This is a genomic window from Bradyrhizobium sp. 930_D9_N1_4, assembly GCF_052076015.1.
Classification (GTDB): domain Bacteria; phylum Pseudomonadota; class Alphaproteobacteria; order Rhizobiales; family Xanthobacteraceae; genus Bradyrhizobium.
The window spans coordinates 4,790,804-4,806,430 of sequence record NZ_CP197236.1 but is presented as its reverse complement, the minus strand read 5'-3'; the positions used below and the strand labels follow the sequence as shown (position 1 = coordinate 4,806,430).

Below are 15,627 nucleotides of genomic sequence, written 5' to 3'. Positions count from 1 at the left end.
TTACGCCGCGATGAACTCGTTCCACTTGCGGACCATGTAGTCGTTCTCGTCCATCACCGCGTTCCAGCAAGCGACGCCGCCCATGCGGTCCTCGTAGGAGCCGCCGTCACGCACGGAGCCTGCCTTCTCCAGCAGCGAGCCGTCGGGCGCCTTGATGTCCTTCTCGGCCGCCTTGCCCTCCATCCAGTACGCCCATTCGTAGGGCTGCATGTGCGCCTTCGCGGTCGAAAGCACGGCGGAGTAGTAGCCCTGGCGATTGAGATAGGCGCCGGCATAGCCGGACAGGAACCAGTTGACGAACTCGTAGGCCCATTCGAGCTTCGCACCCGACACGCCCTTGGAGACGCAGAAGCCGGAGGCCCAGGAGCGATAGCCTTCCTTGAGCGGCTGGAAGGTGCAGGGGATGCCCATCGAGCGCACCTTCGTCACGGCCGGCGACCACATCGACTGAATGACGGTTTCCCCTGATGCCATCAGGTTTACGCTCTCGTTGAAGTCTTTCCAGAACGCGCGGAACTGGCCGGCCTTCTTCGCCTCGGTCATCACCTTCATGGTGAGATCGATTTCTTCCTTGGTCATGTTGCCCTTGTCGGCATATTTGTACTTGCCGGAGGCTTCCACGACCATCGCGGCATCCATGATGCCGATCGAGGGAATGTTGAGGATCGAGGCCTTGCCCTTGAACTCGGGGTTGAGCAGCTCGGCCCAGGAGCTGATCGGGCGCTTGATGATGTCGGGGCGGATGCCGAGCGTGTCGGCGTTGTAGACGGTCGGGATCAGCGTGACGAATTCGGTCGCCGACGTCGCGAACTTCTTGGAGTCCTTGCCTTCGAGATAGAGCACCTTCCAGGGTGCGGTGCCCTGGCCGCCGATCTTCTTGCCGCCGGGCGTCTCGCCCTTGGTGAAGACGGGCGTGATGTTGTCGAATTCCTTGATCTTCCTGGCGTCGAGGGCAAGGATGTTGCCCGACGGCACGATCTTCTTCAGCGAGAAATATTCGGTGTCCAGCACGTCGAAGGAGTTCGGCTGGGTCATCACGCGCTTGGTGACGTCGTCGGTGGTCGCGGTGATGTATTCGATCTTGATGCCGGTGTCCTTCAGGCACTGCTTCGAGATGTCGTCGCCTTCGTTCACGGCGGTGCCGAGATAGCGCAGCACTTTCGTCTCGGCCGACTTCACATAGGGAAAGCCGGTGATGGCGCCGGAGCCGGCGGCAAGGCCCGCGAGACCCGCGGTGCCCTTGAGCAGCGTCCGGCGGCTGACGCCCTTCGTCCTGATGGTCTCGGTCATATCAGTCACTCCTCTGTTGCGCATTCCACTGATTGATCGGCGCTATTGCAGGCGTTGCGCCTTGGCGGGATCCCAGGTGGCCAGCACGCGATCGCCCGGACGGAACGGGTGGACGTCGAAGGCGGCCTCGGGGAGGTGGGAGAACAGGGCGGTGCCGTCGTCGAGCGTGAGCGAGACGGCGATGTAGGCGCCCTGGTACTCGGTCTGGGTCAGCAGCGCTGGCGCACCGTACGCGCCGTCAACGAACGGCACGATGCCGAGCTGATCGGCGCGCACGGCGATGAGCTTGCCGGCGTCGCTGAGGACGTTGTGGCCGCCGATGAAGCGCGCCACGAATTCGGTGCGGGGATGGTGGAAGATGTCGCGGGCGCTGCCCTGCTGCTCGATCCGGCCCTGGTTCATCACCACGATGTGGTCGGCGAGCGCCATCGCCTCTTCCTGGCCGTGGGTGACCTGGATGAAGCTGATGCCGAGCTCGCGCTGAAGACGCTTCAACTCGCCGCGCATCCTCACCCGCAGGAACGGGTCGAGCGCGGAGAGCGGTTCGTCGAGCAGCAGGATCTGCGGCTCGGTGATCAGCGCGCGTGCGAGCGCGACGCGCTGCTGCTGGCCCCCGGAGAGCTGGGCGGGGAGGCGGCTCGCATAGGGGCTCATGGCCACGAGCTCCAGGAGTTCGCCGGCCCGCTTGTGCCGTGTCGCCTTGTCGACCCCGCGCATTTTCAGGGCAAACGCCACGTTGTCGAGCACGGTCAGATGCGGAAACAGCGCGTAGGACTGGAACATCATCGCCGTGCCGCGTTCGGCCGGCGGCAGATCGGTGACGTTCTGCGCACCGAGGATGATGTCGCCTTCGCTGACGGCCTCGTGGCCGGCGATCATCCGCAAGGTCGAGGTCTTGCCGCAGCCGGAGGGGCCGAGCAGGCAGCAATAGGTGCCGGCCGGGATCTTCAAATTGACGGTGTCGACCGCCAGCGTCGTGTCGTAGCGCTTGGTGACGGCGACCAGTTCGAGGGCAGCGGGAGTGGCCATGGCGTGTCCAAGGGAGGGGCGATGCTCCCCCGTCTCTCCGCAAGGTCCGTGCCAACCGCCCTTGGCCGGTTGAATTTCAGAACTGTGCAGCAGAGTCAGATCGTTAGATCGAATCCGGGCCTGTGGGCTGTTTCATCGCCCGCCTGCCTGGCTGCACACAAAACGGGCGCAGATTGTATAAAGTTTCGCCTGTGATTGGATACAGCTGGTCGACTAACATTCCAAGACTGACGTCGCCGACCGAAACCTCAAACCCGAATCCTCGAACGAATGGCTGCCAGGACCCGCCCGAAATCCGATGCGCCAGATGCGAGCGATCGCGTCAGCCTGATCAGGGAAGGCGTGACCGCGGCGATCCTCGAGCATCGCCTGCTTCCGGGCACGAAACTCGGTGAGGACGAGATCGGCGAGATCTACGGCGCCAGCCGCACGCTCGTCCGCACCGCGCTTCAGCAACTTGCGCATGAGGGCATCGTCACGATCGAGAAGAACCGCGGCGCCTTCGTCGCGCGCCCGACCCCTGCCGATGCCCGTGAAGTGTTCGAGGCGCGCCGCCTGATCGAGCCAACCATCGTCGACCATGCCGTCGATGCGGTGTCGCCGGCCTGGATCGATCGTCTTCAGCAACATCTCACTGAAGAACGCGAGGCGGAGCTGCGCGGCGACGCGCGCGCCTCGGTCCGTCTCTCCGGCGACTTTCACCGCCTCGTCGCCGAGATGAGTGGCCACAGCATCTATCTCGGCTTCCTCAAGGAGCTGATCGCGCGCTCCTCGCTCATCATCCTGCTCTATCGCCGCCATGACACGCCGGCTTGCGGCACCGATCATCACGCTGGCATCGTCGCCGCGATCCGCAAACGCGACAAGCAGGCCGCGCGCGCGCAGATGCTGTCGCATCTGAACGAGATCGAGGCCGAGCTGTTCCTGAAGGACCCTGCAGCCGACGAGTTGCGGCTCGCCGATGTGCTCGGGGCGTGAGCGCGCCGCGCCGGCTAGTTAGGTCAGCGGCGGTCCCTGGTTGCGCCTGATGATCTTGAGCACGAGCAGGACGGCGCCGAGCGCGAGGAACAGTACGCCCAGGATCGTCATGCCCGTGGATTCGAATGTCATGCCGACCGCGGTCAGCAGGCATCCGATGATGATTGCGATGAGTCCGCCGAGCTTCTTGGTCAGCAGAACGTGTCCGTCACTCGTCTGTGCCACCATGTTGTGCCTCGTTCCCGCGATGTCGGGTCTGCCTTCGCGACTTGCTCCCGGCCCATGATCTTCCGTCGCATAGCCTGCGCTGGATCGTACTCCAGTCCGCGCCAAGCGCAATCTGGCGTTGATTGGATGCGCCGCTCGCGATCTGCTTTTGATTAGAGTTCGATGCGTGCGTGGCAGTAATGCTTACGCATATGCCGAAAATTCCTGCGTCATTGCGTCTCGCAGGCTGTCACATGGGGCCGTATGGCAGGACTGCAAAATCGCCTTGCGGTTGCAAATTGACTCGTCGCGGCCGGCGGAATCAACTGGCTCACAAGCGTCGAGTTCTAGAACGGAGCCGACATGCGTTGAATCCGTTCTGCGGAGTGGTGCCATGGCGCGACCTCTGGCTGACGAACGAGATACGGCTTACGTCTCAACGGGCCATCTGCCCGGTGCGGAGACCGTGCAGGCGCTGGTCACCGAGGCGCAGCGACGCTTTCAGTCAAATCGCGACGGCACCAACTCGCAGGTCTATCCCGCACTCGCGCGTGTGCCGAGCGAGCTGTTCGGCGTGTGTGTCGTCGGAACCAGCGGTCAGGTCTACGGCGCCGGGGATGTCGACCACGAATTCTCGATCATGAGCGTGTCGAAACCATTCCTGTTCGCGCTGGTCTGCGAGACCATCGGGCCGGAGGAGGCGCGCGCCAGGCTCGGCGCAAATGCGACGGGATTGCCGTTCAACTCGCTCGCGGCGATCGAGCAGGGCAGCGGCCGCACCAATCCGATGGTGAATGCCGGCGCGATCGCGACCACCAGCCTCGCGCCCGGTGCCGATGCCGCGGCGCGGTGGGCTTTCATCCATGACGGATTGTCGCGCTTCGCCGGCCGCAAGCTGCCGCTCAACGAAGAGGTCTACGCCTCGGCATCGGAGACCAATTTCCGCAACCGCAGCATCGCGCGGCTGCTGGAGAGCTACGACTGCATCTATTGCGACGCAAAGGAAGCGACCGATCTCTATACGCGGCAGTGCTCGCTCAACGTCAGCGCCCGCGACCTCGCCGTGATGGGGGCGACACTGGCCGACGGCGGCGTCAATCCGGTCACGAAGCAGCGCGTGGTCGATGCCTCGGTCTGCCATTACGCGCTCGCCGTCATGATCACCGCCGGCCTCTACGAGACCTCGGGCGACTGGCTCTACGATATCGGGTTGCCCGGCAAGAGCGGGATCGGCGGCGGCATCGTCGCGGTGTCGCCGGGCAAGGGCGGCTTCGGCACGTTCGCGCCGCCGCTCGATGCCGCCGGCAACAGCGTGCGGGGACAGCTCGCCGCAAAGTTCCTGTCGCAGCGGCTGGGAATGGATCTGTTCGTGTCGCAACCGGAAGAGTGAACGAATGCACGAGGGACCGACGGGCTCGTGGCCCGACCGGTCGCAGGCTGATCAAGTTGGAGGGGTGCCATGGCCACGCAAACGATTTCGATCGGCGGCGTTCAACAGGAAGAGCGCGTCTCGTGGATTCCCATGATTTCAATCGCGCTTGGCCAGATGATCATGTCGTTCAACGTGGCCTCGCTGCCGGTGGCGATGGGCGGCATGGTGGAAAGCTTTGGCGTGGCGCCGACCACCGTTGCGACGGGCATCGTGGCTTACTCCATGCTGGTCGCGGGCTTCGTGATGCTCGGCGCCAAGCTGGCCCAGCGTTTTGGTGCGCTGCAGGTGTTTCGCGGCGCGGTGGTGCTCTTCCTCATTTCTCAGCTCATGATGACGTTCAGCCCGTCGGCCACCGTCATGATTTCGGCTCAGGCGCTGTGCGGCGCCGCCGGCTCGGTGATTGTCCCTTCGCTCGTTGCGCTGATTGCGGAGAACTATGCGGGCCGTCAGCAGGCAACCGCGCTTGGCGCGCTCGGCTCCGCGCGCGCAGCCGCGGGCGTTCTGGCCTTCGTCGTCGGCGGCGTGCTCGGCACCTATATCGGCTGGCGACCGGCCTTCGGCATTTTGATCGCCGCCTCTGCGATCGTCTTCCTGATGAGCTTCCGGCTCAAACCTGACCGCAGCCGTCCGGAGGTGCAGATCGACCTCGTCGGCGTGGTGCTCGCCGCCAGTGCGATCATCCTGATCAGTTTCGGCTTCAACAATTTGAACGGCTGGGGCCTTGCGGTGGCGACACCGAACGCGCCGTTCAATCTGCTGGGAGCCTCGCCCGCGCCGATCATGATCGTGCTCGGCATCGTGTTGGGCCAGGCATTTTTTCTATGGACGCACCGGCGGCAGGCCGCGGGCAAGACGCCGCTGCTGGCGCTGGAGGTGATCGACTCGCCGCAGGAACGTAGCGCAGTCTTTGCGCTGTTCGCGGTGGTGGCGCTGGAGGCCGCGCTGAATTTCACCGTACCGCTCTACATTCAGATCGTGCAGGGGCGTTCGCCGATCGCGACCGCAATCGCGATGATGCCATTCAACCTCACGGTCTTCTTCTCGGCGATGCTGATCGTCAATGTCTACGAGCGGCTGACGCCGCGTCAGATCGGGCGCTACGGCTTCGCGCTCTGCACCATCGCGCTGGTCTGGCTCGCCTTCGTCGTGCGCAACGATTGGAGCGAGATCCCCGTGCTGTTCGGGCTGGTCCTGTTCGGCATCGGCCAGGGCTCGCTGGTGACGCTGCTGTTCAACGTCCTGGTGACGTCGTCGCCGAAGACGCTGGCCGGCGACGTCGGATCGCTGCGCGGCACGACGCAGAACCTCGCCGCTGCGGTCGGAACCGCCGTGGCCGGCGCGCTGATGGTCGGGCTGCTCAGCACCATTGCGCTCGGCAAGATCACGGCGAGCCCCGTGCTCACACCGGAGCTTCAGGCCCAGGTCGATCTCAACAACATCACCTTCGTCAGCAACGACCGCCTGCGCAGCGTGCTGGAAGGCACCAGCGGATCGCCGCAGCAGGTCGCGGAGGCCGTCCGTGTGAACACCGAGGCGCGGCTGCGGGCGCTCAAGATCGGGCTTCTCATCATGGCGGGTCTCTCGCTGATCGCCATCATCCCGGCGGGACGGCTTCCCAACTATCTGCCGGGCGAGATTCCCAGCGATGAGGCCGCAGCAAAAACGTGAGTTGAAACCGGGCGGGACAGTTCGGAGGAGAGCCCTATGAATGAGATCAATCGGCGCGGTGCGCTTGGCCTGCTGCTTGGAGGCGTGATCCTGACAGGTGCGGGCGTGTCCCTGTGGCCACGGAATGCCGAGGCGTTGCCCGAGACGTCGCCCACCGATCAGGCCGCTTCAGGCCGGCGTGAACCTGCGGGCCAAATGCTCGCGCAAGATCGTCGTCCATCGCCACCGGCGCACCGGCCGCGCCCACCGCATCGGCCGCCACATCGCCCGCCGCCTCGTCCGCCGTCTTGGCATCGGCGGCGCCGGCGTTGGGAGTGCTGGTGGCACCGTGGCCGCCGTCATTGCGGCTGGCGCTGGAGATAAACCGAGGAGGATGACATGACGACTTACGACCATGGCGCGCCGATGGGCGCGACCGGCCTGCCGCAACCGCGGCGCTGGGTGTGCGTGCTGCTGGGCCTCTTCATGGTGTTCGCGGGGCTGATGGTGCTCGGCGATATCGCCTTCTTCACCGTGGTCAGCGCGCTGTTCATCGGCTGGATGGCGATCGCCGCCGGCGCGTTCGAGATCTTCCACGCGTTCTGGACCAAGGGATGGGGCGGCTTCGTCTGGCAGATCATCCTCGGCATCCTCTATGTCGCCTTCGGCGTCATCCTGGTCAGCCAGCCGCTGACCGGAGCGCTCCTGCTCACCTATGTGCTCGGCATTGCGCTGCTGGTGTCCGGGGTGGTGCGGATGCTGATCGGCTTCGGCCGCTGGCAGCAGGGCGGCGGGATCATGGTCGCATCCGGCCTGTTCGGGGTTGTGGCGGGACTCGTGATCTTGACGGGCTTCCCGATGACCGGCCTCTGGGTCCTGGGACTGCTGCTTGGCATCGACCTTCTGTCACATGGCATCGGGTGGCTGACTTTCGCCTGGCTGCCCGTGGCCAAACCCGCATAGCGCGGCGGAGATTTCACATGTCGAGTTGGGATACGCCGCTGGCGCTGGTGCGAGCCGCCATGTTGCTTGGCTTCGTTGGAACGGTCTTCGGTCTCTCTTCACCGGCATCGGCGCAGCAGGATTCAGCTGTTCTGTTCCGCAATGTCCGGATATTCGATGGCAAGACCGCTTCGCTGTCCGCGCCATCCACCGTCCTCGTCCGCAACAAGATCATCGAGAAGATCTCGGCCGGCGACGTGACCGCGACGGGGCAGGTGATCGACGGTGGGGGCCGTGTGCTGATGCCGGGGCTGATCGACGCGCATTGGCACGCGATGCTGGTGCGGCCGTCACCGATGGCCGCGCTCGCGGGTGATATCGGCTACAACAATCTGCTGGCCGCAAGCGAAGCGACGGCGACGCTGATGCGCGGCTTCACCACGATACGCGACATGGGCGGGCCGAGCTTCGGTCTCAAGCAGGCCATCGACGAGGATCTCGTCGCCGGCCCCCGCATCTATCCCTCGGGCGCCATCATCACCGTCACCAGCGGTCATGGTGACTTCCGGCAGCTCGCCGATCTGCCGCGCACCATCGGCGGCATGCTGAGCCGCATGGAGCGGATCGGCGGCAGCATGGTCGCTGATAGTCCCGACGAGGTTCGCGTGCGTGCGCGCGAGCAATTGATGCAGGGCGCCTCGCAGGTCAAGCTCACGGCGGGCGGCGGCGTCGCATCGCCTTTTAGTCCGCTCGATGTCTCCACCTTCACCGAGCCCGAGCTGCGCGCGGCGGTCGAAGCCGCCGACAATTGGGGCACGTATGTCGCCACGCACGCCTACACGCCGGTCGCGATCCAGCGCTCGATCGCGGCCGGCGTTCGATGCATCGAGCACGGTCATCTCATGGACGAGGCGAGCGCGAAGCTGATCGCCGAGAAGGGCGTCTGGCTCAGCACGCAGCCGTTCCTCGATCTCTCGGGCGCCGCCACACTCGGGCCATCGGAGCAGGACAAGATGCGGCAGGTGGTGGCCGGCACCGACCGCGTCTATGCGCTGGCGAAAAAGTACAACATCAAGACCGCATTCGGGACCGACGTGCTGTTCTCGAAGGCGCTGGCGGACAAGCAGGGGTCGATGCTGGCCGCGCTGACCCGCTGGTATACGCCGGCCGAAGCGCTGGCCATGGCGACGTCGACCAATGCGGAACTGCTGACTTTGTCAGGCCTGCGAAATCCCTATCCGGGCAAGCTCGGCGTGGTGGCGGAAGGCGCGTTCGCCGATCTGCTGCTGGTCGACGGCAATCCGCTGGACAACATCAAGCTTATTGAAGATCCCGCCAAAAATTTTCTGGTGATCATGAAGGACGGCAAAATCTACAAGAACACGCTCGCGCGCTGATGCGGTTTCGCGCGGGCGAGAACCTGCGACATTGGAGCGCTTCTAGTCCGGATCACCCGGAACCGGACTTTTGCGCCGCGAACCGGGCTCGGCCTCCGGATCGAGGGGAGGCCGCGCAGGGCTTGCCGCAATATTGCTTGTCACAATATTGCTTGTCACAAATTCGGGCCTGTCATCGGCGGCGTGACTTCTAAGCGTCTCCAAAACCAGAAAGAATTTCTCGGCTAGCATGCGTGAGCTCGCTGACTCGTTCATCTCGGTTTCGAGAATGGCAGGACTCGCTAGCAATCCGACCACCCGCGAATCTCCGAGGAAATTTAATTCGCAACGTCCCACCGAATTATGACAGCCGGAAAGATGATGCGTTGCGACGTAACGTGACTATTCCTCCCAGGCTCGACCGGCTATATGCTGGCGCTCTGTCATTGAACTGTCATGTCACCGGAAATGCTAAAATCAGACGCTACCCCGGCTCGTAAAACTGCGAGTTCGCCGGACGGGAATCCTGTCTCAAAAGACAACAAGAGAACGCAGGTCGCTGCCGGCTTCCTCAGGCAACGAGAGCTCAACCCGGAACCGACGCCCTTCGAGGGCGCGATTTCTGATCAGGCGGCGTCGCCAGCGGTAACGCCTGCGCAGGAACCGCCCCCATCGAACGCCGCCGCGCGTCCAGCCGGGGAGATCGAGCTCAAGCTTGTCGTCGATGCCGGTCGCATGGCGCATTTCAACGCTGCGCCTGTCATCGCGGCCCATGCGCGCAACAAGGGTTCTCGGAAACATCTCACGTCGATCTATTACGACACGCCCGAGCGCCTGCTTCGGCGCAACGGCCTGAGCCTGCGCGTCCGCCGGAGCGGCACACGCTTCGTGCAGACCGTGAAGACCGACGCCACGGATGATCCGTTGCGACGCGACGAGTGGGAGGCGAGCGTGCCGTCGCTTGCGCCCGATCTCGCTTTGGCGATGCCCTTCATTCCGGAGAAGCTTCGCGGCCGTCTCGAAGAGCAGCCGCTCGAACCCGTCTTTACCGCCGACATTCATCGTCATGCCCGGATGATCGACCTGCCGTCGGGTACGGTCGAGATCGCCTTCGACCAGGGCGAGCTGACGGCCGGCGACCGTTCGCTGCCGGTGAGCGAGATCGAACTGGAGCTCAAGAACGGCAGTGCGAGCACGATCTACGAGATCGCGTTGCGGCTTGCGGAGCACGGCGCGGTGAAACCGTCGATCCGGACCAAGTCGGCGCGCGGGTTCGATCTTGCCGCGAACCAGCCGCCCTCGGCGCGACGCCCGCGAAAACTCCGCCTCGACGCATCGGTCACGCTGGACGAAGCCTTCGCGACGATCCTGCGCTCCTGCTTCCTACACCTGCTTCAGTCGCTGCCGGCGGCCGAGGACGGGCGCAATCCGGAAGGGGTTCACCAGCTGCGCGTCTCGCTGCGCCGGCTGCGGTCCGCGCTCGATCTGATGGCATCGGTCGGTGCGCTCGACAATCTCGATGCCCTGCGGTCGGAAGCCAAATGGCTGGCGCAGGATCTTTCCGCCGCGCGCGACTGGGACGTGTTCCAGCTCGAGACCTTGCCGACGATCGCAAGGGCCTGTCCTTCGGTTGCCGGCTTTGACGCGCTGGGCAAGGCTGCCGCCGAATGCCAGTCAGATGCTTACCGCAAGGCGCATCGCGCGCTCGCCGATCGCCGCTGCGCCGTGTTCCTGATCGACCTTGGTGGCTGGATCGAGGCGCGCGGCTGGCGCAACGACGTCGCGGCGGAAGATCTCGGTCAGCTCGCCGAGCCCGCCGTCAATTTCGCGCAGCGCATTTTGTCGGAGCAATATGCCAAGGTGCTCAAGCGCGGCCGCCACTTCAAGTCGCTGTCCACCGACCAGCTGCACCGGGTGCGGCTCGCGACCAAGCGGCTGCGCTATCTCGGCGAGTTCCTGCTGCCGCTGTTCGCTGACCGCAAATCCGCGCGAAAATTCTCGCACCGGCTCGCCGGCCTGCAGGAGGAGCTTGGCGCCTTCAACGACATGGCGGTGACGGCGTCGCTGCTCGATGGGCTGGCTGCCGAGCCTGACAGCGCGATCGCGGCTGCGGCCATCGCCGGCTGGCAGGCGCGCGCGTCGATCGGTGTCCAGCCCGCTCTCCACAGCACGTGGCGCGATTTCACTGCCGCGCGCGTGCCGTGGTCTCGACCGACCTCGCAAGGCTGATCGCGTCGTCCCAAAAAAGTTGCGGCCAGCCATTGGGGGATGGCTGACCGCGCGCGAACCGGTCTGGGACGGGGAGGGGTGGGGATGTGACCGGGTCGCGTAACCTGTTGTCTCGTTCCTGTTAATCTCTTGCGCTGGCGGTGGAGACCGCCGGCCTGGTATCGCCCAGCGAAACCCAGACATTGGGATCGCTCTGCGACTGGCGCTTGACGAAGCGGTAGCCGGTCTCCGTCCAGGCAACGACGTTCTCGTTCTGATTGTCGAGAACGAACTCGCCCTTGTCGGTCTTCACCGTCAGCACCGCGTGTCCTTCGCCCTTCTTGTCGCGCACGACGGTGATGAGCAGGGCCTCGCGGGGCCATCCGGCATCGATCAGCATCTTGCGCTTCAGCAACACGTAGTCTTCGCAGTCGCCGTAACCGTCAGTCGGCAGCGACCACTTCTCGATCACGCCCCAGTGCTCCTGGTCGGTCAAAGGCTTGACGGTCTCGTTGACCCAGCGATTGACCTTGACGAGGTCGCGCCATGCAGCCTGCGACATCACGATGTCGCGGGCCTGCGTCGGTGCGCCCTGGCACTGAGCGGCGTTATCCGCACAGAACTCGATCCAGCCGATCGGCGCACGCGTGGTGTCGCCGAGGCTTGCGTAGAGCAGACGGCTTTCGCCGGCCTGCGCTGCCGCGCTCATTCCGAACAGCATGGCGACGACCGCCAGCTTCTTCCCCTGTCCCCTGAAGTCCAACATTGCGGCCCCCGTTTCTTGTTGGGACCACATTTCGCATGGAGCTTTTGAGTTGCCGCTAAATCAGCCAAGTCAAGTCGAGACGAATGCAAGTAAAACTAGCGGCGAATTCGATCTATACTTGAATCGAATTCGACTAAAATTTGAGAATACTTCAATTGATTCAAATTTTATGGATTAACGCGGAAACGCTGGCGGAACCGCCGTTTGCGCGTGTAAAGGCCCGCCGCGTTAACGCGCGCGGGGCCTGTCCCAGCGCATGAAAAAGGCGGCGTCCGCATCGCGGAGGCCGCCTTCGAGGCTGGAAATTCAGTGGTTTTGCGACGTTTGCGCTTTACCGCGCGGTAACGCTCTCTTCGAGAGTCTCGATCGGCTGCGAGTGCATGAACTCCAGCGCGAAGCCGTCTTCGAGGTTTCGGACCACGCGGCCCTGCACCCGGCCGAGCAGAACCGTCGATTTCAGCGGCGGGCGGTTCTCGGCGGCGATGGCAGCACCGGACAGCGAGAGATCGATGATGCGGCAGGTCATCTTGGTGCCGTCTTCGAGCGTCAGCACCGCGATCGGGTTGCGCGGTACGATACGGTCGTGGCGGCGGTCCTCCGGCAGGTTGAGAATGTCGCGGTTGGCGAGCCAGGTGAGCTGGGCCGCGAGCTTGTCGCGCTTGCGCGGCGTCGCACCGACCGTCATGGCGAAGCCATTGTCGATGATGCGGGTGATCTTGCCCTCGACGCGGCCGATATGGTCGAGATAGGCGACCACGCGGTCGCCGACATTGCCGATGCCGGGGGCGAGCAGGGCAAGTCCGCCCGGCGACATGTTGATCACCTGGCAGGGGAATTCTCGGCGATCGGGCAGCATGTAGCGGCCGAGCAGGTGAACCTTCACCCGCTGGAAACGCCGACGTTCCTCGGCGGCCGGAAGAAATTTTTTGTTCGCCAACGCCATTTTCACAACCCGACCCCCCGCCTGGCGGAGTCCGGGACGACCCTAAGGTGCACAGGGTTAATGCCGCGTTAGGATTGGGCGCGTCGATGACGGACAGACACAATGCGTTCGAAAAGCCACATCAACGGGGGGCAGGCCAATACCGTCAGTGCGCCGAGGTCGAGCGCGACCGCGGCAGTGCCTGCCGATTTGGCGAGCCGGCCCGCGACCGCCGGTCCCAGCATCATCGCGGCATAGAAGAGGGTGTAGAACAACCCCATCCCGATCGCCCTGGTTTCAGGCGCGAGCACGCGTGCGGCGAGGCTCACGATCGGGCCGGCCGGGAAGCCCCCGACCAGGCCGATCAGCACCAGGATGATGATCACAGCGTCGGACCGGGTCAGCCAGGCCAGCAGGGCCGCCACGACGAGGCTCGCCGCGATCGTCAGGACAAAGGGCTTGCCGCGATCGGCCAGATACCCGCCCGCCGGCACCGAGATCACCGACAGCCACATCACGACGCTGATCGCCGAGCCCGCCGCGGCAATGCTCCAGCCGCGCTCGGCGAGCAGCGAGGGGCCGAACGAAAAGATCATGGCGAAGCCGACATTATAGAGGCCCCAGATCAGGCCCGCGACGATCACCGCCAGCAGCGCGAGGCGATCGAGCCGGCCCGAGCCGGCTGTGCTGGCCGTTGCTCCCGGTGGCGGCTGGTAGAACAAGATCAACAGAATGCCGATCGCAGTCAGCGCACCGGTCGACAGGAACACGGCGCCCGCACCGTAGGTCGTGCCGATGGCCGGCAGCACCAGCAGCGAGATCGCAACGCCCGCCGGCCAGGAGTTGACGAAGATCGCCATCGCGGTTGCGATCTCCTTTCCCGCGAACCAGTCGGTGCCCATCTTGGTGAGCTGCACCGTCAGCAGCACGCCGCCGGCGCCGGAGACGAGCCGGCCCGCCATCTGCCAGCCCCAGACGTCGGTTGTGGCCATCACGAGGCTGCCCGCTGTCATCAGCAGCAGCGCTGCGATCGTGGTGGGCTTGTCGCCGAGCGTGCGGCCGATCGCGCCGCCCGGCAGCGCCAGCACCACGCCCGGCGTGAAATAGAGCCCGATCAGGATGCCGATATCGGCGAGCCCAACGCCAAAGCTCTGTTGCAGCAGCGGTGCGACCGCGGCGACGCTCTGGAACTGGAACGCAATGGTGAGGCGCACGACGAACAGGATCGCAAGAATGCCCCAGCGATTGCGCAACGCCTCATCTCCCCATGCCTCAGTCGAGGGTGCGGTGGGGAGAAACGAGAGTCAATCGGCTGGATTCTGCGTCGCGCGCTGATAGAGCAGACACAGCAGCGCCAGCAATACGGCGGCCGAGAGCCCGAGCGACCAGTGAATGCCGATCGCCGCGCCTGCTACCCCGACGGTGATGCCGCTGAAGGCGCGCATGCCGAGCCCGGCCATGTTGTAGAGACCGACGACGCGGCCGCGGATGTCGGCGGGCGCGTTCAGCTGCACCAGCGCCTGCGCCATGGTGTTGAACGACAGCTCGAAGAAGCCGGCGAAGAACAGCAGCACGATCGCCACCGGATAGATTTTGACCGCGGCGAAGCCGAACAGCGCCACGCTCCAGAGCATCGCGAGCAGGATCGCGGTGCGCGGCGTGCCCTTCAGGCGCCCCCAGGATTCCAGCGCGATGCCGGCGAGCAGCGCGCCGCCAGCATCAGCCGCGAGCAGCACGCTGTAGGACACGCCGGGATCGCCATGGCCGAGATCGCCGGCAAAGCCCGGCATCTGTGCATGATAGGCGTTGCCGATCATGAAGGAGGTGAGGCCGGCAAGCCATGTCATCGCGGTCAGCACCGGCTGCGTGCCGATGGCGCGGATCGTCAGCAGGATGTCGGCGAAGCCGCGCACGGCGAAGCGCCGCACGGCGACGCTCTTGTCGCGCACCGGCGCCCAGAACAGCCACAGCAGCATCGGCAGGTAGAACAGCGTGTTGAAGATGATGCCGTGCGAGGTGCCGAGCGTCAGCATGATGACGCCGCCCACCGCAGGTCCGACCAGAATGCCGAGATAGCGCGCCATCGCGTTCAGCCGGACCGCGCTCGGAAGATCGGCAGGGCCCACGAGATCGTAGAGCAGCAGCTGGTTCGGCGTCTGCCACAGCACGCCTGCGCAGCCATGGATCACCAGCAGCAGCATCGCGTGCCACATCTCGATGGTGTCGGTGATGAAGAAGAAGCCCCATCCCGCCGAGGCCAGGATGAACAGCAGCATGCCGCACTGGATGATGCGGCGCGGATCGAACCGGTCGGCAAGCCCGCCGACCGCGACCGAGAACAACAGGAACGGCAGCCAGTGCGACAGCACGGCAAAGCCTCCCAGCGTCGGCGAGTGGAATTTCTGAAACACCACCCAATAGCTGATCACATGCTCGATATTGTCCGCCATCATCGCCAGCACGTAGGCGATGAACTGGAGCCGGTACGGCACGGACTTCATCGCCGCGAACGATCCGGACGCGGCCACGGGATTTTGCGGGATGGGGTTCAAGAGGGCACCAGGGTGGGACTCTTGCGGCCTTACACGTTCGCTGGCGAGCGCTCAAGATACTTGGGTGTTCTTGGGTGTCTGCCATGCACTGTCGCCACACACTCGCCCGTCATCCTGAGGTGCGAGCGAAGCGAGCCTCGAAGGATGGCCGCGAGCGCGTTTAGCCCATCCTTCGAGGCGCGCAAGAGCGCGCACCTCCAGCGACAACCGCTTCGCGGTTGCGCGGGTATGACGGCGGCGGTTGTGGCACGCGCCGTACCCGGGATCTGCGTCGCGAC

General features: G+C 64.7%; 14 protein-coding genes. 6 read left to right on the top strand and 8 right to left on the bottom strand.

What is annotated here, in order from left to right; all coding sequences use genetic code 11:
* Together AB7532_RS22890 and AB7532_RS22885 are read right to left on the bottom strand one after the other, a co-directional pair.
* On the bottom strand, window positions 1–1,290 hold the full coding sequence (locus AB7532_RS22890; RefSeq protein ID WP_441236965.1) for an ABC transporter substrate-binding protein: 1,290 nt from the start codon (window positions 1,288–1,290) through the stop codon (window positions 1–3).
* 42 nt (window positions 1,291–1,332) lie between these two features.
* On the bottom strand, window positions 1,333–2,319 hold the full coding sequence (locus tag AB7532_RS22885; RefSeq protein WP_441236964.1) for an ABC transporter ATP-binding protein: 987 nt from the start codon (window positions 2,317–2,319) through the stop codon (window positions 1,333–1,335).
* A gap of 270 nt (window positions 2,320–2,589) precedes the next feature.
* Here AB7532_RS22885 and AB7532_RS22880 point away from each other — a divergent pair, with 270 nt between their 5' ends.
* On the top strand, window positions 2,590–3,297 hold the full coding sequence (locus AB7532_RS22880) for a GntR family transcriptional regulator (protein ID WP_441236963.1): 708 nt from the start codon (window positions 2,590–2,592) through the stop codon (window positions 3,295–3,297).
* 18 nt (window positions 3,298–3,315) lie between these two features.
* On the opposite strand, the gene AB7532_RS22875 is transcribed toward AB7532_RS22880, so the two are convergent.
* Complete coding sequence (locus tag AB7532_RS22875; protein WP_441236962.1) at window positions 3,316–3,525, bottom strand: hypothetical protein; 210 nt, start codon at window positions 3,523–3,525, stop codon at window positions 3,316–3,318.
* Window positions 3,526–3,898: 373 nt separating this feature from the next.
* On the opposite strand from AB7532_RS22875, the gene glsA reads away from it, so the two are divergent.
* The 4 genes from glsA to AB7532_RS22855 all read left to right on the top strand — a co-directional run bounded on the left by glsA (window position 3,899) and on the right by AB7532_RS22855 (window position 8,922).
* The gene (gene glsA / locus AB7532_RS22870; RefSeq protein ID WP_441236961.1) at window positions 3,899–4,894 is read left to right on the top strand and encodes a glutaminase A; all 996 of its coding nucleotides are present in this window, start codon (window positions 3,899–3,901) and stop codon (window positions 4,892–4,894) included.
* A gap of 69 nt (window positions 4,895–4,963) precedes the next feature.
* Window positions 4,964–6,604, top strand: a complete 1,641-nt coding sequence (locus AB7532_RS22865) for an MFS transporter (RefSeq protein ID WP_441236960.1) — start codon at window positions 4,964–4,966, stop codon at window positions 6,602–6,604.
* 378 nt (window positions 6,605–6,982) lie between these two features.
* Complete coding sequence (locus AB7532_RS22860; protein WP_441236959.1) at window positions 6,983–7,546, top strand: HdeD family acid-resistance protein; 564 nt, start codon at window positions 6,983–6,985, stop codon at window positions 7,544–7,546.
* Between the two features lie 59 nt (window positions 7,547–7,605).
* Window positions 7,606–8,922 carry an amidohydrolase family protein gene (locus AB7532_RS22855; protein ID WP_441239338.1) on the top strand — a complete coding sequence of 439 codons (1,317 nt, stop codon included), beginning with the start codon at window positions 7,606–7,608 and terminating at the stop codon, window positions 8,920–8,922.
* Between the two features lie 510 nt (window positions 8,923–9,432).
* On the opposite strand, the gene AB7532_RS22850 is transcribed toward AB7532_RS22855, so the two are convergent.
* Window positions 9,433–9,645 (bottom strand): hypothetical protein, encoded by a 213-nt coding sequence (locus AB7532_RS22850; RefSeq protein ID WP_441236958.1) that lies wholly within the window; start codon window positions 9,643–9,645, stop codon window positions 9,433–9,435.
* Between AB7532_RS22850 and AB7532_RS22845 the strand changes: the two genes are divergently transcribed.
* Window positions 9,637–11,130, top strand: a complete 1,494-nt coding sequence (locus AB7532_RS22845) for a CYTH and CHAD domain-containing protein (protein ID WP_441236957.1) — start codon at window positions 9,637–9,639, stop codon at window positions 11,128–11,130. The genes AB7532_RS22850 and AB7532_RS22845 overlap by 9 nt on opposite strands.
* 121 nt (window positions 11,131–11,251) lie before the next feature.
* Here the strand turns inward: AB7532_RS22845 and AB7532_RS22840 are convergent, their stop codons facing one another.
* The 4 genes from AB7532_RS22840 to AB7532_RS22825 form a co-directional block, all read right to left on the bottom strand.
* Window positions 11,252–11,875 carry a transglutaminase-like cysteine peptidase gene (locus AB7532_RS22840; protein WP_441236956.1) on the bottom strand — a complete coding sequence of 208 codons (624 nt, stop codon included), beginning with the start codon at window positions 11,873–11,875 and terminating at the stop codon, window positions 11,252–11,254.
* Window positions 11,876–12,206: 331 nt separating this feature from the next.
* The gene (locus AB7532_RS22835) at window positions 12,207–12,818 is read right to left on the bottom strand and encodes a PilZ domain-containing protein (protein WP_247984434.1); all 612 of its coding nucleotides are present in this window, start codon (window positions 12,816–12,818) and stop codon (window positions 12,207–12,209) included.
* A gap of 68 nt (window positions 12,819–12,886) precedes the next feature.
* Window positions 12,887–14,050, bottom strand: a complete 1,164-nt coding sequence (locus tag AB7532_RS22830) for an MFS transporter (protein ID WP_441236955.1) — start codon at window positions 14,048–14,050, stop codon at window positions 12,887–12,889.
* Window positions 14,051–14,101: 51 nt separating this feature from the next.
* Window positions 14,102–15,325, bottom strand: coding sequence for an MFS transporter (locus AB7532_RS22825; RefSeq protein WP_441236954.1), 1,224 nt, complete (start codon window positions 15,323–15,325; stop codon window positions 14,102–14,104).
* Window positions 15,326–15,627 lie beyond the last annotated feature (302 nt).

Coding starts and splice junctions, on each gene's coding strand:
- AB7532_RS22890 (WP_441236965.1), bottom strand. CDS start 1,290: ATGACCGAGACCATCAGGACGAAGGGCGTCAGCCGCCGGACGCTGCTC.
- AB7532_RS22885 (WP_441236964.1), bottom strand. CDS start 2,319: ATGGCCACTCCCGCTGCCCTCGAACTGGTCGCCGTCACCAAGCGCTAC.
- AB7532_RS22880 (WP_441236963.1), top strand. CDS start 2,590: ATGGCTGCCAGGACCCGCCCGAAATCCGATGCGCCAGATGCGAGCGAT.
- AB7532_RS22875 (WP_441236962.1), bottom strand. CDS start 3,525: ATGGTGGCACAGACGAGTGACGGACACGTTCTGCTGACCAAGAAGCTC.
- glsA (WP_441236961.1), top strand. CDS start 3,899: ATGGCGCGACCTCTGGCTGACGAACGAGATACGGCTTACGTCTCAACG.
- AB7532_RS22865 (WP_441236960.1), top strand. CDS start 4,964: ATGGCCACGCAAACGATTTCGATCGGCGGCGTTCAACAGGAAGAGCGC.
- AB7532_RS22860 (WP_441236959.1), top strand. CDS start 6,983: ATGACGACTTACGACCATGGCGCGCCGATGGGCGCGACCGGCCTGCCG.
- AB7532_RS22855 (WP_441239338.1), top strand. CDS start 7,606: ATGTTGCTTGGCTTCGTTGGAACGGTCTTCGGTCTCTCTTCACCGGCA.
- AB7532_RS22845 (WP_441236957.1), top strand. CDS start 9,637: ATGGCGCATTTCAACGCTGCGCCTGTCATCGCGGCCCATGCGCGCAAC.
- AB7532_RS22850 (WP_441236958.1), bottom strand. CDS start 9,645: ATGCGCCATGCGACCGGCATCGACGACAAGCTTGAGCTCGATCTCCCC.
- AB7532_RS22840 (WP_441236956.1), bottom strand. CDS start 11,875: ATGTTGGACTTCAGGGGACAGGGGAAGAAGCTGGCGGTCGTCGCCATG.
- AB7532_RS22835 (WP_247984434.1), bottom strand. CDS start 12,818: ATGGCGTTGGCGAACAAAAAATTTCTTCCGGCCGCCGAGGAACGTCGG.